Genomic DNA, 23,471 nt, shown 5'->3' on the forward strand with positions numbered 1-23,471 from the left:
AGAAGGAGGGGGACCAGAAGTTCGGACGTGTCACACCCGACCGGGTCAACTCACCGGGAGGCGCGTGCTCCGCCCCGTGGTGCAAGCCGCGAGAACGGCGCACGTCACAGGGAATGTTCAGCCGATGGTTCTAGCACTACGATACTGGCTGTAACTGGACTGCACTCGAAGGTGGCATCAAGGGGTCAACCAGGCCATAGACGGGTTACTGTCCAACCCCGTCGGGGGATGGATGCTTGACGAGGACGCTGGGCCTTGCTGGCGACCCTATGAACGTTGGAGACTGCGCCCAGACCATGACAGCGAACGCCGTACTCAGCCCCCTCCCCACTCCACCGCACCGCGAGCCTCCCCCCGGTGTCACCGCCATGGTGCGGATGATCCGGGAGAGCTTCGCGGTGGTAGAACCGCGCTCCGAAGAAGTGGCGAAGTTCTTCTACGGGATGCTGTTCAGCCTCGCACCGGCCACACGTGAGATGTTCCCGGTGAACATGCAGGTCCAGCGCAGTCGCCTGCTGCGCGCGCTGGTCCACGTGGTGCAGATGGTGGACCGCCCCGACGACCTGATCCCCTTCCTTCGCCAGCTCGGCCGCGACCACCGCAAGTTCGGCGTGGTGAGCGTGCACTACGAGGCCGTCGGCACCGCCCTGCTCGCCGCCGTGAAGAAGTACGCCGGCCCCGTCTGGACCCCCAAGGTCGAGATGGCCTGGGCCGAGGCTTACACGATCATGGCGCGCGCCATGCAGGAGGCGGCGGCCGCGGACGACGGTCCCGCCTACTGGCACGCGACCGTCGTCGGGCACCAGCGCGTGAGCTGGGACCTGGCCGTGGTCCGCGTCCAGCCCGACCACCCGGTGAACTACCGGGCCGGTCAGTACGTGAGCGTGGAGACCCCGCAGCGCGCCCGGCTCTGGCGGTACTACTCGCCGGCCAACGCGCCGCGCGACGACGGCACCATCGAGTTCCACATCCGCTCGGTCGACGGCGGGTGGGTCAGCCGCTCCATCGTCGGCCACACGCAGATGGGCGACGTCTGGCGCATCGGTCCCCCGATGGGCCGGCTCAGCGTCGACCGGACCGCGCAGCGCGACGTGCTCATGGTCGCGGGCGGCACGGGCGTGGCGCCCATGCACGCGATCATCGACGAGATGGCGCAGTGGGGGGAGAACCCGCGCGTCCACCTGTTCACCGGTGGCCGCGCCAGGGAGGACCTCTACGACCTGGACAACCTCCAGCGGATCGCGATGACCAACCCGTGGCTGACCGTCGTGCCCGTGCTGGAGTCCGATCCGGGTGCGCGGGGCGTCGAGCAGGGCACCCTGGCCGACGTGGTCACCCGCTACGGCGCGTGGGAGGACCGGGACGTCCTGGTCTGCGGCTCGCCCGCGATGATCCGCTCGACCGTGTCCCGGATGCTCGTCGCCGGAACGCCGCTGGACCGCATCAAGTACGACCCGTTCACCCTGGACTGAGCGCGTCGGCGAGCGCCGCCCGGCCTCGCCGACGCGCACACCGGTGCGCGGGTCAGCGCTGCTGCGGCTTCCAGACCACCAGTGCCGTCTCGTGCCGCACGGGCACCAGGTCGCGCCGGTAGGACCGGTGGACGCTGGCCGCCGCGTGGTCGGCGGCGGCGAGGGCGTTCGCCAGCTCCGCGGTCAGCTCCGACACCCGGTGCCGCAGCGCCTCGACCTGGTTCTCCAGCTCGATGATGCGCTTGACGCCCGCGAGGTTCACGCCCTCCTCCTGGGAGAGCCGTTGCACCTCGCGCAGCAGCACGATGTCGCGCATCGAGTACCTGCGCCCGCCTCCCGACGTGCGGCCCGGCGACACCAGGCCCAGCCGGTCGTAGGTGCGCAGGGTCTGCGCGTGCAGCCCCGAGAGCTGCGCCGCGACCGAGATGACGAAGAACGGCGTGTCCTCGTCGGTTCCGGGCGGGAACGGGAATCCCGGGGTGCTCACGACTACCTCCCCTGGTCGAGCATCGCGTTCAGGTCGGCGCGCGGGTCGTGCTGCGCGGTCGCCTCGGCGTAGGCCCGCAGCAGCTCCTGGGCCTTCGCGTCGGTGTTGTTGGGGACGGCCACCTGCAACGTGACGAGCAGGTCGCCGACCGTGCCGTCCCGCCGCGCGATGCCCTTGCCGCGGGCGCGCATCACCTGACCGCTGGCCGTTCCGGCCGGCACCTTCAGGGTCACCCTGCTGTCGAGCGTCGGCACGGTCACCGTGGTGCCGAGCGCCAGCTCGGGGAACGTGACGGGCACCGTGATCGTGAGGTCGTTGCCGCTGCGGCCGAACACCGCGTGCGGGTTCACGTGCACGCGGACGAACAGGTCGCCGGAGGGGCCGTTGTTGCGGCCGGGCTCGCCCTGACCGGCCAGCCGGATGCGCTGGCCGTCGTCCACCCCGGCGGGGACGCGCATGGTGAGCGTGCGGGTCTTGGTGCTGACGCCGTCGCCGCCGCACTCGGGGCACGGGTCGTCGACGACGCGCCCGGTCCCGCGGCAGTCGCCGCAGGGCTCGCTGAACGCGAACGCGCCCTGGCTGCGGGTCACCAGGCCAGCGCCGCCGCACGTGGTGCAGGTGTGCGGGACGGTGCCGGGCTTCGCGCCGTTGCCGCCGCACGTGGAGCACGTCGACGGGCTGGACAGCCGCAGCGGCACGGTCGCGCCGCGCACGGCCTCGGTGAAGTCGATCCGGACGTCGGTCTCGACGTCCTCACCGCGGCGGGGACGGGTGGCCGAACCGGCTCCGCCGCGCGAACCGCGGTTGAACAGGCCGCCGAGCAGGTCGCCCAGGCCACCCGCACCGGCCTGACCGGCTCCGGCGCGGTTGAACAGGTCACCCACGTCGAAGCCGCCCGCGCCGGTGCCGAACCCGCCGCCGCCGAAGCTCGCGCCACCGGCGAACAGGCGGCGCGCCTCGTCGTACTCCTTGCGCTTCGCGGTGTCGGACAGCACGCCGTACGCCTCGGACACGGACTTGAACCGCGCCTCGGCCTTGGCGTTGCCGGGGTTCGCGTCGGGGTGCAGCTCCCGCGCGAGCTTCCGGTACGCCTTCTTGATCTCGTCGCCTGAAGCGTCGGAGGAGACGCCCAGTTCGCGGTAGAAGTCCTTCTCGATCCACTCTCTGGCACTCACGGACGTCTCCTCCTCTCGCTCAGTCCTGCTGCTGCCCGCTGGTGCCCGGTTCCGCCGTCTCGGCGGTGCCGGTCGCGGCCGCGGGTGCCGGCTCCTCGTGATCGGTCACGCCCACCAGGGCGGGTCGCAGCACGCGCTCGCCGAACCGGTAGCCGCGCCGCAGGACGGCGGTGACCGTCGGTCCGTCGACGTCCGGGGAGGTGCTGTGCTGCACCGCCTCGTGGATCGACGGGTCGAAGTCCTCGCCCTCGTGGCCGAACGCCTCCAGGCCGCTCTGCGAGAGCGCGGACCCGAGCTTGTCGGCCACGGCCTTGAACGCGCCGGTCAGGTCGCCGTGCGCGGCGGCCCGCTCCAGGTCGTCCAGGACGCCCAGCAGTTCGGTGACGACCTGCGCCTTGGCGTTGACGACGACCAGCTCCCGGTCGCGCTCGACGCGCTTGCGGTAGTTGGCGTACTCCGCGGTGAGCCGCTGGAGGTCGGCGGTGCGCTCGTCCAGCTGGGCCTTGAGCTCCGCGCCCTCGTCGGGCACGTCCACGACGACGCCGGTGTCAGCGGCCTCGGCGTGCTCCGCCGCGGCGTGCCGGCCGCCCCCGTCGTTCTCGGGGGTGGCCGACACCTCCTGCTCGTCCTCCTGCACCGGACCCGTCTCCGGATCGGTGGGACGGTCGTTCGCTACCACGTGGGGCTGCTCCTCCCCCTGCTGCGGTGACTGGGGCGCGGTCACTTCTTCTCGTCCTCGTCCACGATCTCGGCGTCCACGACGTCGTCGTCGGCCTTGGTGCCGCCAGCGGCGCCGGGGGCACCGTCGGCACCGTCTGCGCCGGGCTCACCGGCCGGGGCGCCCGTGTTGGCGTAGAGGGACTGGCCGATCGCCTGGGACTCGGTGGCCAGCTTCTCCACGGCGGCGCGGACGGCGGCGATGTCGGTGCCCTTGAGCGCCTCGTTCGTCTCGTCGACGGCCGTCTTGACCTTGGTCTTGACGTCCTCGGGGAGCTTGTCGTCGTTCTCCTTGACGACCTTCTCCGTCTGGTAGACGAGGGTCTCCGCCTGGTTGCGGACCTCGGCCTCCTCGCGGCGGCGCTTGTCCTCCTCGGCGTGGGCCTCGGCGTCCTTGACCATCCGCTCGATGTCGTCCTTCGGCAGCGCGGAGCCACCGGTGATCGTCATGGACTGCAGCTTGCCGGTGCCCATGTCCTTCGCGGACACGGACACGATGCCGTTGGCGTCGATGTCGAAGGTGACCTCGATCTGCGGGACGCCGCGGGGGGCGGGCGGCAGGCCGGTCAGCTCGAACATGCCGAGCTTCTTGTTGTCCGCGGCGAAGTCGCGCTCGCCCTGGAACACCTGGATCTGCACGGACGGCTGGTTGTCGTCGGCCGTCGTGAAGATCTCCGACCGCTTGGTGGGGATCGTGGTGTTGCGCTCGATGAGCTTGGTCATCACGCCGCCCTTGGTCTCGATGCCGAGGGACAGCGGGGTGACGTCGAGCAGCAGGACGTCCTTGACCTCGCCCTTGAGGACACCGGCCTGCAGGGCCGCGCCGACGGCGACGACCTCGTCCGGGTTCACGCCCTTGTTGGGCTCGCGACCGCCGGTCAGCTCCTTGACGAGCTCCGCGACGGCCGGCATGCGGGTCGAGCCGCCGACCAGCACGACGTGGTCGATGTCGCCGACGCTGATGCCGGCGTCCTTGATCACGTTGTTGAACGGGGCGCGGGTGCGCTCCAGCAGGTCGCCGGTGATGCGCTGGAACTCGGCGCGCGACAGCGTCTCGTCGAGGAACAGCGGGTTCTTGTCCGCGTCGACGGTGATGTAGGGCAGGTTGATGCTGGCCGAGGTGGAGCTGGACAGCTCGATCTTGGCCTTCTCGGCGGCCTCGCGGATGCGCTGCAGCGCCATCTTGTCCCTGGTGAGGTCGATGCCGCTGGTGGACTTGAACTTCTCCACCAGCCAGTCGACGACGCGCTGGTCCCAGTCGTCACCACCGAGGTGGTTGTCACCGCTGGTCGCGCGGACCTCGACGACACCGTCGCCCAGCTCCAGCAGCGAGACGTCGAACGTGCCGCCACCGAGGTCGAAGACCAGGATGGTCTGCTCCTTCTCGCCCTTGTCCAGGCCGTAGGCCAGGGCGGCGGAGGTGGGCTCGTTGACGATGCGCAGGACGTTGAGGCCCGCGATCTGGCCGGCCTCCTTGGTGGCCTGGCGCTGCGCGTCCTCGAAGTAGGCCGGGACGGTGATCACGGCGTCGGTGATCTCCTCGCCCAGGTACGCCTCGGCGTCGCGCTTGAGCTTCATCAGCACGCGGGCGCTGATCTCCTGCGAGGTGTACTGCTTGCCGTCGACGGCGTCGGTCTTCCAGTCGGTGCCGACGTGCCGCTTCACCGAACGGATGGTCCGGTCGACGTTGGTCACCGCCTGGTTCTTGGCGGGCTGACCGACGAGCACCTCGCCGTTCTTGGCGAAGGCCACGATCGACGGGGTCGTGCGCGAACCCTCGGAGTTGGCGATCACCGTCGGCTCGCCACCCTCGAGGACCGCGACGACGGAGTTGGTCGTCCCAAGGTCGATGCCGACCGCTCGCGCCATTGGAGTTCCTCCTGGTAGTACGTGTGCACCGGATTCGCATTGAGCGTTGTCGGCTCAAGTTTGCCAGTGCCCGTGGGGTTGAGTCCACTCGACTCAATCTTTCTGCCAGTCCAACGACGGGGCGGCGCGCGGTGTTCCCGGCAGGACGTGATGCGCGACACGACGGTGCTGGGCCGTTCGGCCGAACGCGCTTCCGGTGGCCGGGTGGGGTGACGCGCCTTACTCTCTGCTCGAAGTGCACCGGTCCACCCCACGAACTCGCGAGGTGCGGAAAGAACAGCCCGAACCACGAGAGCGGGTCAGCTCCTGTCCCGCTCCTCTCCCCGGTGGTTCGGGACCGACCACACCGGATCCACCCCAGTAACGTCGCCCACGGGGCGACCGGCCGACGGGAGCTGCTCGTGTCCAGTGACCTCTCCGAACTTCCAGTCCGATCACCGCAGCCGTCGCCGACCGGACGCGGGCGGCGCGTGCTGGACCGGCTGGCCGACACGGACAGCTTCAGCAATCCCGACAAGCTCAGCCTCGCCGACCGGAAGCTGATCCTGTACCTGGTGGTGACCCTCGCCGACGAGTCGCGGCGGCTGACCGGCGCCTACGAGGCCGTGCTGCGCGCCTACTCCGGCGTCCACGGGCACTGGGCGCACGGCAAGCCGCTGGCCGTCATGCAGAAGTACTGCGCGAAGTTCCTCGGCAAGAGCGCCGAGCGGCGGCCGACCTGGGACAAGGTCGAGGACGTCCTGCGCGCCGCCCTGCCGGCCGACCGGGCGGCGGCCGCCCTCGCCGAGGCGGCCTGGCTGTTCTCCAGGGCCGCGGGTGTGGAACGGCCTCCCGGCTACTCCGGCGAGCTGAGCAAGCCGGTCTGGGACCAGCCGAGCATCACCGTGGTCACCGCCGCGATGATCGCCGGTCCGTCCCGGCCGTCGAAGCCGATCGCCGACGACGACCAGCTCCTCGTCATCAAGGCCCAGGCCAGGGCCTACCGCGCGCTCGACCGCGAGAAGGAGGAGCTGAACACCCGGTTCGAGGAGCTGCTGCGCGAGATCGACCGCCTGCGGGCGGAGCTGCGGCGGTCCATCGCCCTGCGCGACGGTCGCGGCGGCACGCCGGGCCCGGCCGTCCCGTCCCCCGCGACGGTCCCGGCCCCCCGCTCGGCCGCGGCTCCCGGCTCGGTCCCGGCGGAGGAGCCGGTGCCCGAGGTGAACGTGCCCCGCGCCCGCACGCCGCTGGACGCCGTGGTCGACACCCCGCTGCAACGGATCACCGAGGTGCCGCGGACCTGGTTCCTCCTCGACACGTCCGTCCAGCAGCGGGCCTGACGAACTGCGGCTCCGGTCAGGCGGCGGCGACGGTGACGACGATGTCGCCGCTGCCCGTCCGGAGCCGCAGTTCGTGCTCGGCGTCGGCGGAGTTCCGCACGGCCGACGCGTCGGCGTTCCCGCTGTCGGCGTCCGCGCTCACCCGGTAGGCGCCCGCGGGAACGCGCACGCGCAGGTTGCCGCTGTCGGCGTGAGCGCGCACGGAGCGGGCGGTGAGGAGTTCGAGCTCGACGTCGCCCGAACCGGCGTCGACCTGCACCTCACCGCCCATCCGCCGTGCGCGGACCGTGCCGGACGACACGGTCAGCACGGTGTTCCCCCCGACCTCGGCGACGTCCACGTCCCCCGACCCCACCTCCGCCACGAAGTCGCCGGCCACGTCCCGCCCGGCGACCACGCCCGATCCCGAGTCGACGTACACCCTCCCGCTGATGTCGCCGACGCGGACGTCCCCCGACCCCGCGTCCAGCTCGACGTCGCCCAGCCCCTCCAGGACGACGTCGCCCGAGTCCACCTGCCCGTAGGCCCGGACGCCCTCCCCCGGCACGACGACCCGGTAGTCGACGGAGCAGCGGTCGCCGCAGCCGTCGAGCACGAGGGTGCCGCCCTCCACCCGGTGCGAGTCCCCGGACGGCCGGTCGTCGCGCGGCGGGTGCGTGACGGTGCGCGTGACCGTCGTGGCCGGGGCGTCGGCGGACCTGACGATCCGCACGTCCCCCGAGCCGTTCTGCAACCGCACCGCCGTCACGGGGACGTCGACCGTGCGCTCCTCGGTGAAGCTCTCCTGCTTGAACTCCACGCAGGCGGTGAGCGACCCGGCCGCGACCCCCGCCACGACCAGCGAACTCAGCACTCTCCGCATCACGACCCCCTAGACGCACCGCCCGTGCACCGGAACGCTAGAGCCGCCGCGTCCCGCGCACATCGGGGTGAACCCCCGATTCCCGGTGGGGTTGTCCCTACCCCTCGCGGGTGGCGGCGTTCGGGTCAGGCCAGGTTCTCCACGGCGGTCTGGAGCGCGCGGGCGCTGCGGGCGGGGTCGGCGAGGAAGTCGTCCGAGGCGATGACGTGGGTGGGCGTCATCTGCTCCCACACCACGCCCTGCACGGCGACCTCGGTGATGACCAGGCGAAAGGGACGCACCGGCCTCCCCAGCGCCGCCTCGACACCCCGCACGACCTCGCCGACCGGCAGCGAGCCGGGCGCGGCGCGCAGCCCGCGGCCGCGGTCGTAGGTGGCGGTCCGCTCGCGCAGCGCCAGCACGGCGGCGCGGATCGCGGGCCGGGTGCGCAGCGACGTGGACTCGCCGTCGACGGGCACCTCCTGCCGCTCGCGCGGCACCTCCGCCCTGGCGAAGTCGATGATGTCGGCCCACCAGCCGAGCCACTCCTCGCTGATCGCGGCCCGGTCCACGCCGGGCGGCACGAAGACGGGCACCGACGGCGACAGCCCCGGCAGCTCGGGGACGGTGTCGACCGACAGCGCGAGGGTGTCCCTGAGGAACAGGGCGGTGTTCACCGCCACGTTGGTGCCGTGCGACACCTGCCACGATTCCCGTCCCGCGAACCTCATGGGCCCATTCTCGCGCCGGGAACCCCGTCCTGGTGCGTCCGACCACGTATCAGATGTGACACGACCGGTTGCGGATCGTGAGCAGGGGCCGGTGCGCGCCCACCGGATCGCGGAGGCGGCCTCCGGTCGCGCGGGCACGGGACCGGTGATCTCACCGTTGCGATCTCCGGTCGCGGCCGGGCGCGGCCCGCGTTCCGGCGGCAGTTCCGACACGTTGTGCGACCCCGGCCACGTCCATGTGGTTACTCGTCAGTAATGCGGCGTAATGTGCCACTACCACGAGCTTCTGGAGAAAGGCCGCGAGCACATGGGAGCCCTGCAGCTGACCCTCGGCATCATCGGCGTGGCCGTGAGCCTCGTCGCCTGGGGCGTGTTCCTCTCCGGCGTGGTGAGGATGGTCCGGATCATCCGCCTCGGCCAGCCGGACGCCACGCGCAACGGACCGTTCGCGCCCCGGATGCGGACCCTGGTCGTCGAGTTCGTCGCGCACACGCGCATGGCGAAGTTCCGCAGCGTCGCCCCCTGGCACTGGATGGTGATGTGGGGCTTCCTCCTGGGCTCCGCGGTGCTGTTCGAGGCCTACGGCGAGATCTTCGACCCGGCCTTCCACTGGCTGCTCATCGGCACCTGGGCCCCCTGGCTGCTGCTGGTCGAACTGCTCGGCATCGGCACGGTGGTCGGCGGCGTGGCGCTCGCGATCATCCGCCAGCGCAACCACCCCCGCCGCGCCGACCGCGTGTCGCGCTTCGCGGGCTCCAGCTTCAAGTCCGCCTACTTCGTCGAGGCCGTGGTGGTCGTCGAGGGCCTGGGCATCCTCGGCGTGAAGGCGTTCAAGCAGGCCAGCGGCCTGGAGGAGCCGCCGCTGTGGACCAGCTTCGTCACCGCCCCGATCAGCACGCTGCTGCCGTCCGAGCCCGACTGGGTCTCGATCATGGCGATCACCAAGCTCCTGTCCGGGATGCTGTGGCTGATCGTCGTCGGCAAGAACCTGACGATGGGCGTCGCCTGGCACCGGTTCAGCGCGTTCGTCAACATCTACTTCAAGCGCGAGGACGACGGCGGCGTCGCCCTGGGCGCGCTCAAGCCGATGATGAGCGGCGGCAAGGTCCTCGACCTGGAGGAGGCCGACCCCGACACCGACGTGTTCGGCGTCGGCAAGGTGGAGGACTTCACCTGGAAGGGCCTGCTGGACTTCAGCACCTGCACCGAGTGCGGCCGCTGCCAGTCGCAGTGCCCCGCCTGGAACACCGGCAAGCCGCTGTCGCCGAAGCTCCTCATCACCCAGCTCCGCGACCACGCCTTCGCGAAGGCCCCCTACCTGCTGGCCGGTGGCAGCAGGGACGTGGCGGGCGACGAGGTCGGCCTCACCGAGGACAAGTACGCCGACTACCAGAAGCGCCTGGAGTCGATCGACGTCCTGGCGATGGCCGAGTCCGAGCGCCCGCTGATCGGCGGCGTGGACGAGAACGGCGTCATCGACCCCGAGGTGCTGTGGTCGTGCACGAGCTGCGGCGCGTGCGTGGAGCAGTGCCCGGTGGACATCGAGCACGTCGACCACATCGTCGACATGCGCCGCTACCAGGTGATGATCGAGTCGAACTTCCCGTCCGAGCTGGGCGGCATGTTCAAGAACCTGGAGAACAAGGGCAACCCCTGGGGCCAGAACGCCAAGGACCGCCTCGCGTGGACCGAGGGCCTGGACTTCGAGGTGCCGGTGTTCGACGGCGATCTGGACGACACCGAGTACCTGTTCTGGGTCGGCTGCGCCGGCGCGTTCGAGGACCGGGCGAAGAAGACCACCCGCGCCGTGGCGGAGCTGCTGCACACCGCCGGGGTGAAGTACGCCGTGCTCGGCCCGGAGGAGAGCTGCACCGGCGACCCGGCCCGCCGCGCGGGCAACGAGTTCCTGTTCCAGATGCTCGCCCAGCAGAACGTCGAGGTGCTGAACTCGGTGTTCGAGGGCCGCGAGCCGGGCAAGCGCAAGATCGTCGTGTCCTGCGCGCACTGCTTCAACACCCTCGCCAACGAGTACCCGCAGGTCGGCGGCCAGTACGAGGTCGTGCACCACACGCAGCTGCTCAACCGCCTCGTGCGGGAGCGTCGCCTGGTGCCGGTCGCGCCGGTCACCGAGGACATCACCTACCACGACCCGTGCTACCTCGGCCGCCACAACAAGGTGTACGAGGCGCCGCGCGAGCTGGTCGGCGCGTCGGGCGCGGCGCTGCGGGAGATGCCGCGGCACGAGGAGCGGTCCATGTGCTGCGGCGCCGGTGGCGCCCGCATGTGGATGGAGGAGCGCATCGGCAAGCGCATCAACCTCGACCGGGTGGACGAGGCGCTTGGCACGGCCCCGTCGAAGATCGCCACGGGCTGCCCGTTCTGCCGCGTCATGCTCACCGACGGCCTGACGGCCCGGCAGAACGAGAAGGCCGCTCCGGCGCACGTCGAGGTCGTGGACGTGGCCCAGCTCCTGCTGACCGCCGTGCGCCACGGCAAGGCGCTGGAGCGGGGCGACATCCCGACCGACGAGGTCGGCAGCGGCACCCCGCTGCCGGACGAGGACAAGAGCCCGACCACGTAGCAGAGCTGTGGCGGAGGCCCCGATCGAACACGACCGGGGCCTCTGCCGTGTGTGCGCTCTCCGGTCGTTCGAACGCCTGTTCGAGTTGCCCACACCTGTGGACAACTCCTGGGGACAACTCCGGGGGAAGGCTCAGTCGCGGACCGCGCGGCGGGTCCGGTCGGCCACGAGGCCGATGCCCCACCCGGCCAGCGCGACGACGATCGCTCCCCAGAAGGCGGGCCAGAAGCCGCTCACCTCGAACGGCAGGTCCAGCAGCCCGGCGAGGTAGCTGGTGAACCAGAACAGCAACGCGTTCACGACGAGGCCGAACAGGCCGAGCGTCAGGATGTAGGCCAAGCAGCCCAGGAACTTCACGACCGGCTTGACGACCGCGTTGACCAGGCCGAACACCAGCGCCACACCCAGCAGCGTGAACGCCTTCGCCGGGGTGCTCGCCTCGCCGAGGTCGATGCCGGGGATCAGGGTCGACCCCCACAGCGCGACGGCCGTGATCACGATCTGGAGCAGTGTTCCCATGTCGTGAGGCTAGTGGCCGATCAGCACGTCAGCGGCGGTTCGACGTCACCCGGACGAACGCGTTCCAGCGGACCGGGGAGAACGCCAGCTCGGCAGCGGGGTTCTTCGAGTCCCGCACACCGACCACCGAGGGCGTGACCGCCACCTCGACGCAGTCGGCGTTGGTGCCCTCCACACTGCGGCTGCTCTTGCGCCAGTTCACGAGCACGGTCCCTCCCACGTCTCGGCGATCACCCGCTCGATCAGCTCGACGGACTCCTCCGGCGACAGCGCCGCGGCTTCGAGCTGCTCGAACACCAGCCTAGCCCTGGCGACCTCCGCGACCTTCTCGATCTGCAACGCCCCGACGGGGTGCTCCACGTGCAGCAGGTCCGGGTCCTCGTCCTCGGGGAAGCTCAGCAGCGTCATGGTCGTCCCCATCGCCGGGTAGACCCCGCCCGCCAGAGACAGCACCTGGATCGTGACGACCTCCGCCATCCGCACCAGGTGCCGGAGCTGTTCGCGCATCACCTCACGACCACCGACCGGTCGCCGCAGCGCGGCCTCGTCGATGATCGCGTGCAGCGCCAGGGGAGCCTCGGTGTCGGTGAGCCGTTCCTGGCGCACCAGCCGCACCGCGATGTCCCTCTCGGTCCGCTCACGGTCCAGGCGCGTGGAGAACAGCGCCCTGACGTATCCCTCGGTCTGGAGGAGACCCGGTACGAGAACCGCCTGAAACACCTGCGACGTGCACGCCTCGGTCTCCATGTCGACAAATCCCCGGTCCTCGATGCCGTGAGCGCGCCACCAGCCGGGCTGCACGGACTGCCAGGCCAGGTCGACCAGATCGGGGTCGAAGTGGTCGTAGAGGTCCATCATCGAGCGGACGAGGTGCACGTCCGCGCGCGTCTCGGCGTTCTCGATGCGCCCCAGCGCGCTCCTGGTCTTGTAGAGCCGCGGGGCGGCCTCGTCCAGGCTGAGCCCGGCGTTCTCGCGCATCCTGCGCAGCCGCCTGGCCAGCCGGAGGCGGCGCAGGGTGGGACTGGTCTTGGCCATCCCCTCATGATGCCGAACCGGGAACGCAGCACTGGGATTCCCAGTGACATCAACCGATCGAGTGGAGTCCGCTGTGGACACTCGACGTCATGACGCCACGAATGTTCTCCCTGGTCGACTCCCGCGATCCGAACCTCGCCTACTTCTGGGGCATCGAGTTCGACGACGAGGCGATCTCCTACCGCCGCGAGCCCGGCGGCGACCTCAAGCCCGCGTTCGGGATGCACGACTCGGCGACGGCCCTCCAGCTGCGCTACCTCGCGCTCGGCCTCCCCGTGGAACTGGTGTGGCACCACGGGGAGACGCGACCCGACGCCCGTCAGGAGCGGGTGGTCGTTCAGGAGCAGGAGACGGTGGGGGCGGCGTAGGTGCCGCCGACCGTCCCGGTGAAGCCGAACGACGCGGACCCTCCGGCCGCGAGGGTGGCGTTCCAGCCCACGTCCGTCGCCGTGACGACGTCGCCGCTCTGCGAGGTGCTGGCGTTCCACGCCTGATCGACCGTCATCCCGCCGGGAACGGTGACGAGTGCCCGCCAGCCGTTCTTCACGGTCGTGCCGGTGTTCGTCACCGTCACCTCGCCCTGGTACCCGCCCTGCCACCGGCCGACGGTCCGGTACGTCGCCGTGCACGCTCCACCCGCCGGCGGCGTGGTGGTCGTGGTCGTCGTCGTGGGCGGGATCGACCCGAGCAGCCCGGCCACCACGGGGACGAGCCTGTCCGCGATCTTGCGATCACCGGCGGCGTTGGGGTGCACGCCGTCGTGGGTGTCGGTCGCGGTGCTGAACCCGGTCCACTGGTCGACCACGACGATCGGCGACCGCGCCGTGCTCTTCCCGCTCGCCCAGCCGGGGATCGCCTGGTTGAGGGCGACGACTCGCGCGCCGCAGTCCGCGCAGCTCGACGGGGCCATGGGGATGATCTTCGAGACCACGATCCGCATGTTCGCGTTGTTCGCACGCATCTGGTCCACGAGCGTGCTGAACGCCGAGAGGATCGTGGCCGGGGGGATGTTGCTCCACACGTCGTTGGTGCCGAAGTGCATCAGCACGACGTCGGGGTTCGTGGCCGAGAGCCACCCGACGAGCTGGTTCTGCTGGGCGACGCGGGTGGCGAGGAAGCCGCCGTGGCCCTCGTTGTCGCCGTCGTGGGTCACCCCGCAGCCCTGCGGGGGCAGCGTGCCCACGAAGTCGACGTTCGTGTGGCCCGCGCTCCGCAGCGAGTTCCACAGCATCGCCCGCCAGCAGCCGGGCGAACCGGTGATCGAGTCGCCCAGCGGCATGATCCGCACGGGCGCGTCGGCGACGCGCGCCCCCGGGTCCGCGTCGGCTCTGAACGCGACGGCGGCCAGCGCCACCAGGACCAAGGACGTGAACGCCGAGATCAACGCTGAGCCGGACTTCCTCGTCATGCTCGCCACTCCCACCGGTCGACGGAACGACTGTGTTCCGCACGCCAGTGAAGCAGTGCCACCCGAGATCACTCAACCGGTTCAGCGCAGATTGCGGAGGATGGCACAGCAGAGCCGCCCGCGCCCTCACCGGACCCGGACGGCTCTGCGACCCCTGCGGTAGTGCCTCGTGAATCGATCCCCGACTAGAAGACGCCGCAGCGGGTACGGACGTTGCACGGGCGTCGGAACGTCACCCGAGCGCACCAACCGGTCCCGGCCGCGCAGTGGGAGCCGAACCGAGGGGGCTGGAGGCCGCATGAGCGAGGAACCAGCAGGTCAGAAGGCGTCCTCGGGTGGCGGTGAGAGCACGCTGACCGTCGTGATCGCACTGGTGGTGAACCTGGTCATCGCGATCATGAAGGCCGTCGCGGGCGTCATCACCGGCTCGGCCGCGATGTTGTCCGAGGCCGCGCACTCGGTCGCGGACACGTTCACCGAGGCCCTGCTGCTCACGGCGCTGCGCCGATCGGGCAGGCCCGCGGATCGGCGTCACCCCTTCGGGTACGGCAAGGAGCGCTACTTCTGGTCGATGCTCGCCGCCGTGTCGATCTTCGTCTCGGGTGCGGTCTTCGCGTTCTACGAGGGCTTTCGCACGGTGTTCGGCGAGGCGGAGGAGCAGACCAGTCCGATCGTGGCCTACGTCGTGCTGGCGCTGGCGTTCGTCCTGGAGTCCGTCTCGTGGGCGCAGGCGTTCCGCCAGGTGCGCCGCGAGTCCGGCGAGCTGAACCGGTCCATCGTCGCGTACCTCCGCACCTCGGACGACCCGACCGTGAAGACGGTCTTCCTGGAGGACTCCGCCGCGCTCACCGGCCTGGTGATCGCGTTCCTCGGCATCGGCCTGCACCAGATCACCGGCTCCTCGGTGTGGGACGGCGTCGCGTCCATCGCGATCGGCCTGCTGCTCGCCGCGGTGGCCTACGTCCTGGCGCGGACGAACCTCGGCCTGATCGTCGGCCAGCAGGCGGACGTGACGCTCGTGCACGCCGTGCGGCTGCGGTTGCAGGCCGCGCCCGAGGTGGAGCAGGTCGTCGACGTGCTGACGATGCTGATCGGCACCGGTCGCGTGCTGCTGTGCGCGAGGCTGGACTACGACGACTCCCTGACCGCGGCCGACCTGGAGCACGCGACCGTGCGCATCGCGGCGGAGCTGCACGCCGAGTTCCCCGACCTGGACGAGATCTTCCTCGAACCGGTGCCGCGCACCGATCCCGAACTGCGCGCCCGCGTCCTCGGACGCTACGGCCGCACGTTCGACCCGTGAGTCAGCGGCGGGTGTCGACCGCGCTGAAGTTGAGGTGCGCCCGCGACGGCGTCGGGCCGCGCTGCCCCTGGTAGCGCGATCCCGCCTGCGCCGAGCCGTAGGGGTGCTCGGCCGCGCTGCTGAGCCGGAACAGGCACAGCTGGCCGATCTTCATGCCCGGCCACAGCGTGATGGGCAGGTTGGCGACGTTCGACAGCTCCAGCGTGATGTGGCCGGAGAAGCCGGGGTCGATGAACCCGGCGGTGGAGTGCGTGAGCAGCCCGAGCCGCCCCAGCGACGACTTGCCCTCCAGCCGGCCCGCGAGGTCGTCCGGGAGCGCGACCAGCTCGAACGTGGAACCCAGCACGAACTCGCCGGGGTGCAGGACGAACGCCTCGTCCTGCTCCTTCTCGACCACCGACGTCAGCTCGTCCTGCTGGATCGACGGGTCGATGTGGGTGTACCTGGTGTTGTTGAAGACGCGGAAGAACCGGTCCAGACGCACGTCGATGCTCGACGGCTGGACCAGGTCGACGTCGTACGGGTCCAGGACCAGGCGTCCGGACTCGACCTCTTTGCGCAGATCTCGGTCACTCAGCAACACGCGGCACAGCCTAGCTGCGCCGTCTCACCCGTCCCGCGCCCGGCAGGCGAGGCGCGGGACAGGGCACCCGCGGCGTGTGTATGATCGGCGGCGCAGTGCTTCGCGGGTGTAGTTCATTGGTAGAACGACAGCTTCCCAAGCTGTAGAGGCGGGTTCGATTCCCGTCACCCGCTCGTAGCGCGAAGGCCCAGGTCAGAGCCGGTTTACCGGTCAGCCTGGGCCTTCGTCGTTTCGGATCTAGAGCGTCACCGTGCTGCCCACGTGCTGTTCCATCACTGCCAGGAACCAAGCCACTCGCAGTGGTGTCGGAGCGTGGCTTCGTACCCTCGTAACCATGGGTGACGACAGGTCAGAGGTGGGCGAAGGACCGTTGGAGTACCAGCAGGCCCGTGTGGAGTTCTACACAGCGTTGGACCGAGAGCTGTCTCTCTGGGCATGCGGGTTCGATGACCCGACACGACACGATCTTGCCGAGGCTCAGAGCGCAGCCGTAGAGGCCTACTACCTTTTGATGAGCACCGCCCCATCCGCGCCAACCGAGTGGTGGCCCGGTGGATGGGTGGCTTCCGGGCCCGACTGGCAAGAGGGCAAGCCTTGGTCCGGTCAGGCAGGGTCGGTTCAGGCTTGGCGCACCGAGCAAGAGGCCCATGACAGCCGGCCCGAACAAATTCCGCCCGATCATTGGGTGGTCCGGTGGACACCGACCGCTGAGGGACGCGATACACGTCTCTGGGCACTGGACGCCGTCTTCTGGCGTCGCGAGGACTCCAACGACGATCCTCTCCTCGAGGAGCAGTGTGAGCTTGACGATCCAGGGATCGTCAACACCCTGCTTTGGGTAGGCACCGCCGCTGCATCAGGCATGATCGGCAACGCCGCCTACGACGCAGCCAAGGCCGCAGTGCGCAAACTCACCGGAAACCCGGAGCGGGAAGCGCTCGAAGAGACCACGCCTTCTCGGTCATCCGCCTCTCATGACCCCGTACTGAGTGCCCGCCAGGAACTCGAAATTGACATTCCTCCGGCCGCGCCCCCGGTCCTTGGCGAGGAGAACGTCGACCCGACGTAGAAGCGGGTTCGATTCCCGCTCAGCACACGAAGGCCCAGGTCAGAGCTGGTTTACCGGTCAGCCTGGGCCTTCGTCGTTTCGGATCTAAAGCGTCACCGTGCTGCCCTCGTGTGGTTATCGCGCCGGGACTAAAGCCCCGGCGGTGCCGTCATCTTCGTCGCCCTGGTCCGCCCCGCTGCGCTCCCGTTCAACCAGGCCGCTCAGGGCAGCGGTGATCTCCCGGGACGCCTCCGTGGTCGCGTGCTGGTAGATCAGCGCCGCCCGAGGGCTGTCGTGCCCCATGCGCGCCATCAGGTCCTTGGTGCTGGCCTTGGTGCGAACTGCGAGCGTGTTCCCAGTGTGCCGCAGGTCGTGGAAGTGCAGGTGAGACACACCGATGTCGGCGACCGCCTTCTTCCAACCGGTACGCGGGTTGAAGTCGCCGCGCCGGAGGGGGTTGCCCCGTTGGCCGGTGAACACCCAGGCGTCAGCGGCCGAGCCTGTGAACTCGTCCAGGTGAGCAAGCAGGTCAGCCCTGATCGCCTCCGGAATCGCCACCGAACGCAGGCCAGCCCGTGACTTGAGCGGACCATAGACCAGGGCCCGACCGGGCAGCTCTACGAACGCCCCGGTGACGCGAACGGCACTCGCGTCCGGCGCGATGTCCATTCGCCGGAGAGCGGTGATCTCGCCCCATCGGAGCGTGGCGAACGCCGCCAGGAGCACGAAGGCCCGATAGCGCCGATCGGCCATGCGCGAGGCCAGGTCGAACACCTGAGCCACAGTCAGCACCGGCCGTTCATCCGGGTTTTCCGAGCCAGCGCCGCGCACCTGGCACGGGTTGCGCGGGATGATCCGGTCTTCGTTCGCCGCCGTCATCAGCACGGCCCGCAGCAGCCGGTACGCCTTGGCGGTCATCGACTCCGAGACGCCCGCAGTGAGCAGCCGCGCCCGCCACTGCCTGATCATGGGCGTGTCGAGTTGGCCGAGTTGAACCGCGCCGAGGTGCGGCGTGACGTACAGGGAACTCGCACGACGTTGCGGTCGACCGTCCCGGACGCGTCGTCGTCGCAGTCGACGACGCGTGCACGCACCGCCGAACCCGTTCGGCCGCAAAACGGCACTTGTGCGGTTTCTCCGGCACCCGGCGTCACTAGCGTCGTCGCATGACCTCCGGCGCTTCCTCGACCCTGGAGCGGGAGCTGGTGGCCGAGATCCGCGACGTGCTGCTCGCCGTCGCGCGGGTGGTGGACGCGCGGCTGCCGGGGGCGGCCCGGCCGCCGGAGCGGGAGGTCGTGCGGCTGCTGACCGTCCTCGCGGGCGAGGTCCGGCCGCTGAGCAGGCGGATGGCCCTCGCGTGCGAGCGGTTCGAGGAGCTGGTCGTGGAGTCCGACCGGTGGCTGTGGGCGCACGACGACGACGCCGGTCACCGGGTGGACGTCGCCGCCGAGCTGGGAGTCCTGCACGCGGACGCGGTGCACCTGGTCGAGGCGCTGGGGCTCGCCCTGCGGGCCGGTCCGGCGCTGGTCGCCGCGGTGCGGCCGTTCCGGATCGGCGTCGCCGCGCTGGGGCGGTGCCTCACGATCGCGGGCGGGTGGCCGCGGTGAGCAGGTGCGACGACGCGCCCAGCAGCGACGGTTCGCGCTCGGTCTCGCGCAGGGTCCACAGGAGGTGGTCGCGCCGCACGGGGTCGGCCAGCGCGGCGTCGATCTCGGCGTCGGGCAGCATCCACGCGACGCCCTCGACGGCGAACTCGGCGGGGGCGGCGAGGCCCGCTTCCCGCGCTTCCTCCACCGGTTCTCCGGGGAGGTGGAAGTAGGCCTCGGTGAACCACGGTTCGCCCGCGCGCGGCACGTGCTCGCCGGTGCGCACGGAACGCTCGATCATGTCGTGCGCTCCGGGGTCGGCGAGGCCCGGTCTGCGCAGGCCGTCGTGCAGCCCGGCGAAGCGGCTGATGGTCGCCGCGGCGACCAGTCCGCCCGGCCGCACCACGCGGGCGGCCTCGCGCCAGGCGGTGATCCGGTCGGCGCGGTCGAGCAGGTGGTAGAGCGGTCCCAGCAGCAGGACGACGTCGTGGCTCGCGTCCGCGAGCGGCAGCCGACGGGCGTCCCCCAGCCCGGCGGTCACCCCCGGCAGTCGCGCCGCGTGCTCCACGTGCAGGGGAACGGGGTCGACCACGTGCACCTCGTGACCGTCCTCGGCGAGCCAGCGGGCGTGCACGCCGAAGGCTCCGCCGACGTCGGCGATCCGCGACGGCGACGCGGGCAGCAGGCGCCGCAGCACGTCCCGCGTGCGCACGAGCTCCAGCGCGCCACCGCCGGTCAGCAGCCGCTCGCTCTCACCGCCCCGCTCGTAGTAGCGGAGCACGTCCTCCGGGATCGTCACGTCTGCGACGCTACGACCCCGTGCCACCGGTTTTCCTGGCCCGACACGTCCGGGCGTTCCGCCTGCGCGCGGCGGAACGCCCGGACGCTGCTCAGGCGCCCGAGGCGACGGGCCTCGGCGCGTCGTCCGTGTCGTCGTCCGTCCGCAGCGACTCCAGCAGGCGGTCGCGGTCGGCGGTGGGCTCCGGCTTGAACAGGCCCACCCCCAGGTACAGGACCAGCGACACGACCAGCGGCGTCGACACGAGCAGGCCCTTGGTGACCCACGCGCCGTCGTTGAGCTGCGAGACGTAGAGGAACGCCCACACGCCGAGCCCGCCGACGACGGACGCGATGGCCGCGGTCGGCCCGAACCGCCGGAACCACGGCAGCAGGCCGAGCATCAGCGGAATCGCGATCGGGCCCATCGTGGCCGCCACCAGGTCGACCACGACCTTGAGCACGAAGCCCTGTCCCCCGGTGGTGATCGCGATGATCATCGACATGCCGATGAACAGGAACGTCGTGATCCGGGCGAGCTTCAGCTGCGAGTCCGCGTTCAGGTGGGTGATGCCCTTCCAGATCCGCGGCAGCATGTCGCGCGTGATCACCGCCGAGATCACGTTCGCGTCGGAGGACACCATCGCCATGGTGTGGGAGAAGAACCCGGCGAGGACGAGTCCGATCATGCCCGCGGGGAGCATCGCCTTGCCCATCTCGACGTAGGCCTGCTCGGCGTTGCCCTCCATGCCGGGCACGATCAGCGGCGCCGCCCACATCGGGAAGAACAGCACGAGCGGCCACAGCAGCCACAGGGCGCTGGACAGCAGCGCGGAGCGCTTCGCGGCGGCCCCGGACGGCGCGGCCATGTAGCGCTGCGCCAGGTTCCACATGCCGCCGTTGTACTCCAGCGTCTTGATGAGGAAGAGCGCCATGAAGAACGTCAGGGTGTACGGCCCGGCGAGGGGGTCGCTGCGCTCCTCGGGCAGCCGGTCCCAGATGGTCCACACGAAGCTGATGCCGCCGAGGTGCGCCGCGACGGCGACGAACATCGCGAACCCGGCCGCGGCCTGGATGACGAACTGGCCGAAGTCGGTGAGCGCGTCGGCCCAGAGGCCGCCCAGCACGGAGTAGACCATCGTGACGAGTCCGATGAGGACGATGCCCCAGACGATCGGCACACCCGCGAAGCCCTTGAGCAGCAGCGAGACCGCGGCCCACTTGGCGGCGATGTCGACGACCTTCAGCAGCGCGCCGCAGTAGGCCATGAGCTGCTGCGTCGGCACGTTGTAGCGGCGCGCGAGGTACTCCAGCGGCGAGGCGACGCCGTGCTTGGAGCGCAACCGGTTCCACGCGCCGGCGAAGAGGAACGCGCCGATGCCGACACCGATGCCGATGGTCAGCGACCACCAGACGTAGACGGTGAGGCCGAGCCGGTACGCCTCACCGGCGAAGGCCACGAACATCACCGCGCTGTAGCCGGACATGTGGTGGGAGATGCCCGACAACCACCAGGGCATCTTGCCGCCGGCGGTGAAGAAGTCGAGGACGTTCCTGATCCGCCCGCGAGACCAGACGCCGATCCCCACCATCACGAAGAAGTACCCAGCGACCACGATCCAGTCGAGGGTGCCCATGAGACCTCCCTGTGTGCACAGGCGTGAGCTCCGCGCGGGGGACCGGGCGACACGGGCGGCGGTGCCCGGCACGTCCGCGCGGAACATGTGACGTAGGTCTTACGGAGCTGTTGCGGGCGGCGGAAGTGCTGGCCGGGGAACTGAGTCACATTCGTGATTCTTGGTCACACTCGTGAACAGATGTGACGCAGCGCACGCGGTCTCGTGCACACCGGGTGAGCACAACCGCCGTTCAGCTCGCACTCGTCTCACCCGGCCCGTGACGGGCCGTGACTTCCGTTGATCACGCGGTCCGGCGTCGGTCGCACGACGAGAGGCTCGCCGACGGACGCCCGCCCCGCGACGACGCCGTGCGCCGGAGGGCGAACGCCCGGACGTCGGAACCGGTCTGATCCGCCACACCGGGGTGATCCGCCTTGCCGGGGGTTACTGGCAGGTAATACCCTCTTGTTACCGGTCAGTAGGGGGTCAGGGCCCCACACCTTCAGAAGTGAGTGACGAGATGGGCCACTACAAGAGCAACGTCAGGGACCTCGAGTTCAACCTCTTCGAGGTCTTCAACGTCCAGGACCACCTCGGCAAGGGGCCGTTCGAGCAGACCGACGAGGAGACCGCGCGCGGCATCCTCGCGGAGCTGAACAACCTCGCGGTCGGCCCGCTGGCCGACTCCTTCGCCGACGCCGACCGCAACCCGCCGGTGTTCGACCCGAAGACGCACTCGGCCACGCTGCCCGAGTCCCTCAAGAAGTCCTACAAGGCGCTGTGGGACGGCGAGTGGTACCGCCTCGCGCTGCCCACCGAGCTGGGCGGCTACGGCGTCCCGCCCTCGCTGAACTGGGCCGCGTCCGAGCTGATCCTCGGCTCCAACCCCTCCCTGTACATGTACATGGCCGGTCCGAGCTTCTCGGCGATCTTCCACAGCAACGGCACCGAGCAGCAGAAGAAGTGGGCCGAGCTGGCCATCGAGCGCGCCTGGGGCGCGACGATGGTCCTCACCGAGCCCGACGCGGGTTCCGACGTGGGCGCCGGCCGCACGAAGGCCGTGCGCCAGGAGGACGGCTCCTGGCACCTGGACGGCGTGAAGCGCTTCATCACGTCCGGCGACCAGGACATGACCGAGAACATCGTGCACCTGGTGCTGGCCCGTCCCGAGGGCCCCGACATCCAGGCGCGGCCGGGCACCAAGGGCCTGAGCCTGTTCTTCGTGCCGAAGTTCCACTTCGACGAGAACACCGGCGAGCTGGGCGAGCGCAACGGCGCGTTCGTCACCAACGTCGAGCACAAGATGGGCCTCAAGGCGTCCACGACCTGCGAGCTGACGTTCGGCCAGCACGGCGTGCCCGCGAAGGGCTGGCTCGTCGGCGAGGTGCACGACGGCATCGCGCAGATGTTCCAGGTCATCGAGCACGCCCGGATGATGGTCGGCACGAAGGCCATCGCGACCCTGTCCACGGGCTACCTCAACGCGCTGGAGTACGCGAAGGAGCGGGTGCAGAGCGCCGACCTGACGCGGATGACGGACAAGACCGCGCCGCGCGTCGCGATCACGAACCACCCGGACGTGCGCCGCAGCCTCATGCTCCAGAAGGCGTACGCCGAGGGCCTGCGCGCCGTCTACCTCTACACCGCCACCTACCAGGACCTGATCGTCCGCAGGGGCGAGGGCCACGAGCTGGCGGAGAAGGTCAACGACCTGCTGCTGCCGATCGTCAAGGGCGTCGGCTCCGAGCGGGCCTACGAGCAGCTCGCGCAGTCGCTGCAGACGCTGGGCGGCTCCGGCTTCCTCCAGGACTACCCGATCGAGCAGTACATCCGCGACTCGAAGATCGACTCGCTGTACGAGGGCACCACCGCGATCCAGTCGCTGGACTTCTTCTTCCGCAAGATCATCCGCGATCGGGGCCAGGCGCTCGCGCACGTCAACGGCGAGATCCAGGGCTTCCTGGACAACGAGGGCGGCAACGGCCGGCTGAAGGAGGAGCGGGCGCTGCTCGGGCAGGCCCTGGAGGACCTCCAGGGGATGCTGGGCGCGCTCGTGGGCTTCCTGACCTCCTCGCAGGAGGACGTCCGCAACATCCACAAGGTCGGCCAGAACTCGGTGCGGCTGCTGATGACCGCGGGCGACGTGCTCGTCGGCTGGCTGCTGCTGCGCCAGGCCGAGGTCGCGCTGACGAAGCTCGCCGGTGAGGTCTCCGCGAAGGACCGCGCGTTCTACGAGGGCAAGGTCGCCGTGGCCTCGTTCTTCGCGAAGACGGTGCTGCCGGAGCTGTCCGCGCGCCGCAAGATCGCCGAGACCACCGACAACGGTCTGATGGACCTGGACGAGAGCGCGTTCTGACCTCTCCCCCTCCACGCGACGAGGGCCGGTCACCCAGCTGGGTGA

22 protein-coding genes and 1 tRNA gene are annotated in these 23,471 nt (G+C 70.2%); 9 read left to right on the forward strand and 14 right to left on the reverse strand.

All coding sequences use genetic code 11. The annotated features are described in order from the left end of the window. Nucleotides 1-368 precede the first annotated feature (368 nt). A complete protein-coding gene (locus IMZ35_RS08625; RefSeq protein WP_229371339.1) occupies nt 369-1,472 on the forward strand; it encodes an FAD-binding oxidoreductase in 1,104 nt (367 codons plus the stop codon). Nucleotides 1,473-1,524: 52 nt separating this feature from the next. On the opposite strand, the gene IMZ35_RS08630 is transcribed toward IMZ35_RS08625, so the two are convergent. Genes IMZ35_RS08630 through dnaK form a run of 4 tightly spaced genes read right to left on the reverse strand, consistent with a single transcriptional unit; the run spans nt 1,525 to nt 5,720 of the window. Next, nucleotides 1,525-1,959: a heat shock protein transcriptional repressor HspR gene (locus IMZ35_RS08630; RefSeq protein WP_199440465.1), complete on the reverse strand. Its 435-nt coding sequence runs from the start codon at nt 1,957-1,959 to the stop codon at nt 1,525-1,527. A gap of 2 nt (nt 1,960-1,961) precedes the next feature. Continuing rightward, nucleotides 1,962-3,134, reverse strand: a complete 1,173-nt coding sequence (gene dnaJ, locus IMZ35_RS08635; protein ID WP_199440466.1) for a molecular chaperone DnaJ — start codon at nt 3,132-3,134, stop codon at nt 1,962-1,964. Between the two features lie 19 nt (nt 3,135-3,153). Next, complete coding sequence (grpE, locus tag IMZ35_RS08640; RefSeq protein ID WP_199440467.1) at nt 3,154-3,813, reverse strand: nucleotide exchange factor GrpE; 660 nt, start codon at nt 3,811-3,813, stop codon at nt 3,154-3,156. A gap of 41 nt (nt 3,814-3,854) precedes the next feature. Next, complete coding sequence (gene dnaK / locus IMZ35_RS08645; RefSeq protein ID WP_199440468.1) at nt 3,855-5,720, reverse strand: molecular chaperone DnaK; 1,866 nt, start codon at nt 5,718-5,720, stop codon at nt 3,855-3,857. Between the two features lie 401 nt (nt 5,721-6,121). On the opposite strand from dnaK, the gene IMZ35_RS08650 reads away from it, so the two are divergent. Then, the gene (locus IMZ35_RS08650; RefSeq protein ID WP_199440469.1) at nt 6,122-7,039 is read left to right on the forward strand and encodes a hypothetical protein; all 918 of its coding nucleotides are present in this window, start codon (nt 6,122-6,124) and stop codon (nt 7,037-7,039) included. 16 nt (nt 7,040-7,055) lie between these two features. Here the strand turns inward: IMZ35_RS08650 and IMZ35_RS08655 are convergent, their stop codons facing one another. After that, the gene (locus IMZ35_RS08655; protein WP_199440470.1) at nt 7,056-7,901 is read right to left on the reverse strand and encodes a DUF4097 family beta strand repeat-containing protein; all 846 of its coding nucleotides are present in this window, start codon (nt 7,899-7,901) and stop codon (nt 7,056-7,058) included. 125 nt (nt 7,902-8,026) lie between these two features. After that, nucleotides 8,027-8,611, reverse strand: coding sequence for a hypothetical protein (locus IMZ35_RS08660; RefSeq protein WP_199440471.1), 585 nt, complete (start codon nt 8,609-8,611; stop codon nt 8,027-8,029). 307 nt (nt 8,612-8,918) lie between these two features. On the opposite strand from IMZ35_RS08660, the gene IMZ35_RS08665 reads away from it, so the two are divergent. Then, complete coding sequence (locus IMZ35_RS08665; protein ID WP_199440472.1) at nt 8,919-11,192, forward strand: (Fe-S)-binding protein; 2,274 nt, start codon at nt 8,919-8,921, stop codon at nt 11,190-11,192. Between the two features lie 132 nt (nt 11,193-11,324). Here the strand turns inward: IMZ35_RS08665 and IMZ35_RS08670 are convergent, their stop codons facing one another. Genes IMZ35_RS08670 through IMZ35_RS08680 form a run of 3 tightly spaced genes read right to left on the reverse strand, consistent with a single transcriptional unit; the run spans nt 11,325 to nt 12,746 of the window. Beyond that, nucleotides 11,325-11,711 carry a phage holin family protein gene (locus IMZ35_RS08670; protein ID WP_199440473.1) on the reverse strand — a complete coding sequence of 129 codons (387 nt, stop codon included), beginning with the start codon at nt 11,709-11,711 and terminating at the stop codon, nt 11,325-11,327. 28 nt (nt 11,712-11,739) lie between these two features. Continuing rightward, nucleotides 11,740-11,919, reverse strand: coding sequence for a DUF397 domain-containing protein (locus IMZ35_RS08675; RefSeq protein ID WP_307867865.1), 180 nt, complete (start codon nt 11,917-11,919; stop codon nt 11,740-11,742). Then, nucleotides 11,910-12,746 (reverse strand): DUF5753 domain-containing protein, encoded by an 837-nt coding sequence (locus IMZ35_RS08680; protein ID WP_199440475.1) that lies wholly within the window; start codon nt 12,744-12,746, stop codon nt 11,910-11,912. Before IMZ35_RS08680 ends, IMZ35_RS08675 begins: the two co-directional genes overlap by 10 nt. A gap of 89 nt (nt 12,747-12,835) precedes the next feature. Here IMZ35_RS08680 and IMZ35_RS08685 point away from each other — a divergent pair, with 89 nt between their 5' ends. Beyond that, nucleotides 12,836-13,114: a hypothetical protein gene (locus IMZ35_RS08685; RefSeq protein WP_199440476.1), complete on the forward strand. Its 279-nt coding sequence runs from the start codon at nt 12,836-12,838 to the stop codon at nt 13,112-13,114. Here the strand turns inward: IMZ35_RS08685 and IMZ35_RS08690 are convergent. Continuing rightward, the gene (locus tag IMZ35_RS08690) at nt 13,084-14,154 is read right to left on the reverse strand and encodes a cellulose binding domain-containing protein (protein ID WP_199440477.1); all 1,071 of its coding nucleotides are present in this window, start codon (nt 14,152-14,154) and stop codon (nt 13,084-13,086) included. The two genes, IMZ35_RS08685 and IMZ35_RS08690, sit on opposite strands and share 31 nt — an antisense overlap. Before the next feature lie 298 nt (nt 14,155-14,452). Here IMZ35_RS08690 and IMZ35_RS08695 point away from each other — a divergent pair, with 298 nt between their 5' ends. Further along, complete coding sequence (locus tag IMZ35_RS08695) at nt 14,453-15,457, forward strand: cation diffusion facilitator family transporter (protein ID WP_199440478.1); 1,005 nt, start codon at nt 14,453-14,455, stop codon at nt 15,455-15,457. Between the two features lies 1 nt (nt 15,458). On the opposite strand, the gene dcd is transcribed toward IMZ35_RS08695, so the two are convergent. After that, nucleotides 15,459-16,040, reverse strand: a complete 582-nt coding sequence (dcd, locus tag IMZ35_RS08700) for a dCTP deaminase (RefSeq protein ID WP_199440479.1) — start codon at nt 16,038-16,040, stop codon at nt 15,459-15,461. A gap of 102 nt (nt 16,041-16,142) precedes the next feature. Between dcd and IMZ35_RS08705 the strand changes: the two genes are divergently transcribed. Then, a tRNA-Gly gene (locus IMZ35_RS08705) sits at nt 16,143-16,213 on the forward strand. A 161-nt stretch (nt 16,214-16,374) separates the two neighbouring features. After that, complete coding sequence (locus IMZ35_RS08710) at nt 16,375-17,109, forward strand: hypothetical protein (RefSeq protein WP_199440480.1); 735 nt, start codon at nt 16,375-16,377, stop codon at nt 17,107-17,109. 114 nt (nt 17,110-17,223) lie between these two features. Here IMZ35_RS08710 and IMZ35_RS08715 read toward each other — a convergent pair whose 3' ends face one another. Continuing rightward, a complete protein-coding gene (locus IMZ35_RS08715; protein ID WP_199440481.1) occupies nt 17,224-18,057 on the reverse strand; it encodes a tyrosine-type recombinase/integrase in 834 nt (277 codons plus the stop codon). Nucleotides 18,058-18,254: 197 nt separating this feature from the next. Between IMZ35_RS08715 and IMZ35_RS08720 the strand changes: the two genes are divergently transcribed. Then, the gene (locus tag IMZ35_RS08720) at nt 18,255-18,695 is read left to right on the forward strand and encodes a hypothetical protein (protein WP_199440482.1); all 441 of its coding nucleotides are present in this window, start codon (nt 18,255-18,257) and stop codon (nt 18,693-18,695) included. On the opposite strand, the gene IMZ35_RS08725 is transcribed toward IMZ35_RS08720, so the two are convergent. Both IMZ35_RS08725 and IMZ35_RS08730 read right to left on the reverse strand, forming a co-directional pair. After that, entirely contained in the window at nt 18,667-19,473 is an 807-nt protein-coding gene (locus tag IMZ35_RS08725) for a class I SAM-dependent methyltransferase (RefSeq protein WP_199440483.1), read from the reverse strand. The two genes, IMZ35_RS08720 and IMZ35_RS08725, sit on opposite strands and share 29 nt — an antisense overlap. A gap of 91 nt (nt 19,474-19,564) precedes the next feature. Continuing rightward, nucleotides 19,565-21,088: a sodium:solute symporter family protein gene (locus tag IMZ35_RS08730; RefSeq protein ID WP_199440484.1), complete on the reverse strand. Its 1,524-nt coding sequence runs from the start codon at nt 21,086-21,088 to the stop codon at nt 19,565-19,567. A 502-nt stretch (nt 21,089-21,590) separates the two neighbouring features. On the opposite strand from IMZ35_RS08730, the gene IMZ35_RS08735 reads away from it, so the two are divergent. Beyond that, nucleotides 21,591-23,426: an acyl-CoA dehydrogenase gene (locus IMZ35_RS08735; RefSeq protein WP_199440973.1), complete on the forward strand. Its 1,836-nt coding sequence runs from the start codon at nt 21,591-21,593 to the stop codon at nt 23,424-23,426. Nucleotides 23,427-23,471 lie beyond the last annotated feature (45 nt).

The sequence above is a fragment of the Umezawaea beigongshangensis genome (assembly GCF_016464305.1).
Lineage (GTDB): Bacteria > Actinomycetota > Actinomycetes > Mycobacteriales > Pseudonocardiaceae > Umezawaea_A > Umezawaea_A beigongshangensis.

Bases quoted from the DNA above. Each gene is read 5' to 3' on its own strand.
- IMZ35_RS08625 (WP_229371339.1), top strand. From the start codon at position 369: ATGGTGCGGATGATCCGGGAGAGCTTCGCGGTGGTAGAACCGCGCTCC.
- dnaK (WP_199440468.1), bottom strand. From the start codon at position 5,720: ATGGCGCGAGCGGTCGGCATCGACCTTGGGACGACCAACTCCGTCGTC.
- IMZ35_RS08655 (WP_199440470.1), bottom strand. From the start codon at position 7,901: ATGCGGAGAGTGCTGAGTTCGCTGGTCGTGGCGGGGGTCGCGGCCGGG.
- IMZ35_RS08660 (WP_199440471.1), bottom strand. From the start codon at position 8,611: ATGAGGTTCGCGGGACGGGAATCGTGGCAGGTGTCGCACGGCACCAAC.
- IMZ35_RS08665 (WP_199440472.1), top strand. From the start codon at position 8,919: ATGGGAGCCCTGCAGCTGACCCTCGGCATCATCGGCGTGGCCGTGAGC.
- IMZ35_RS08670 (WP_199440473.1), bottom strand. From the start codon at position 11,711: ATGGGAACACTGCTCCAGATCGTGATCACGGCCGTCGCGCTGTGGGGG.
- IMZ35_RS08680 (WP_199440475.1), bottom strand. From the start codon at position 12,746: ATGGCCAAGACCAGTCCCACCCTGCGCCGCCTCCGGCTGGCCAGGCGG.
- IMZ35_RS08685 (WP_199440476.1), top strand. From the start codon at position 12,836: ATGACGCCACGAATGTTCTCCCTGGTCGACTCCCGCGATCCGAACCTC.
- IMZ35_RS08690 (WP_199440477.1), bottom strand. From the start codon at position 14,154: ATGACGAGGAAGTCCGGCTCAGCGTTGATCTCGGCGTTCACGTCCTTG.
- IMZ35_RS08695 (WP_199440478.1), top strand. From the start codon at position 14,453: ATGAGCGAGGAACCAGCAGGTCAGAAGGCGTCCTCGGGTGGCGGTGAG.
- IMZ35_RS08710 (WP_199440480.1), top strand. From the start codon at position 16,375: ATGGGTGACGACAGGTCAGAGGTGGGCGAAGGACCGTTGGAGTACCAG.
- IMZ35_RS08715 (WP_199440481.1), bottom strand. From the start codon at position 18,057: ATGATCAGGCAGTGGCGGGCGCGGCTGCTCACTGCGGGCGTCTCGGAG.
- IMZ35_RS08720 (WP_199440482.1), top strand. From the start codon at position 18,255: ATGACCTCCGGCGCTTCCTCGACCCTGGAGCGGGAGCTGGTGGCCGAG.
- IMZ35_RS08730 (WP_199440484.1), bottom strand. From the start codon at position 21,088: ATGGGCACCCTCGACTGGATCGTGGTCGCTGGGTACTTCTTCGTGATG.
- IMZ35_RS08735 (WP_199440973.1), top strand. From the start codon at position 21,591: ATGGGCCACTACAAGAGCAACGTCAGGGACCTCGAGTTCAACCTCTTC.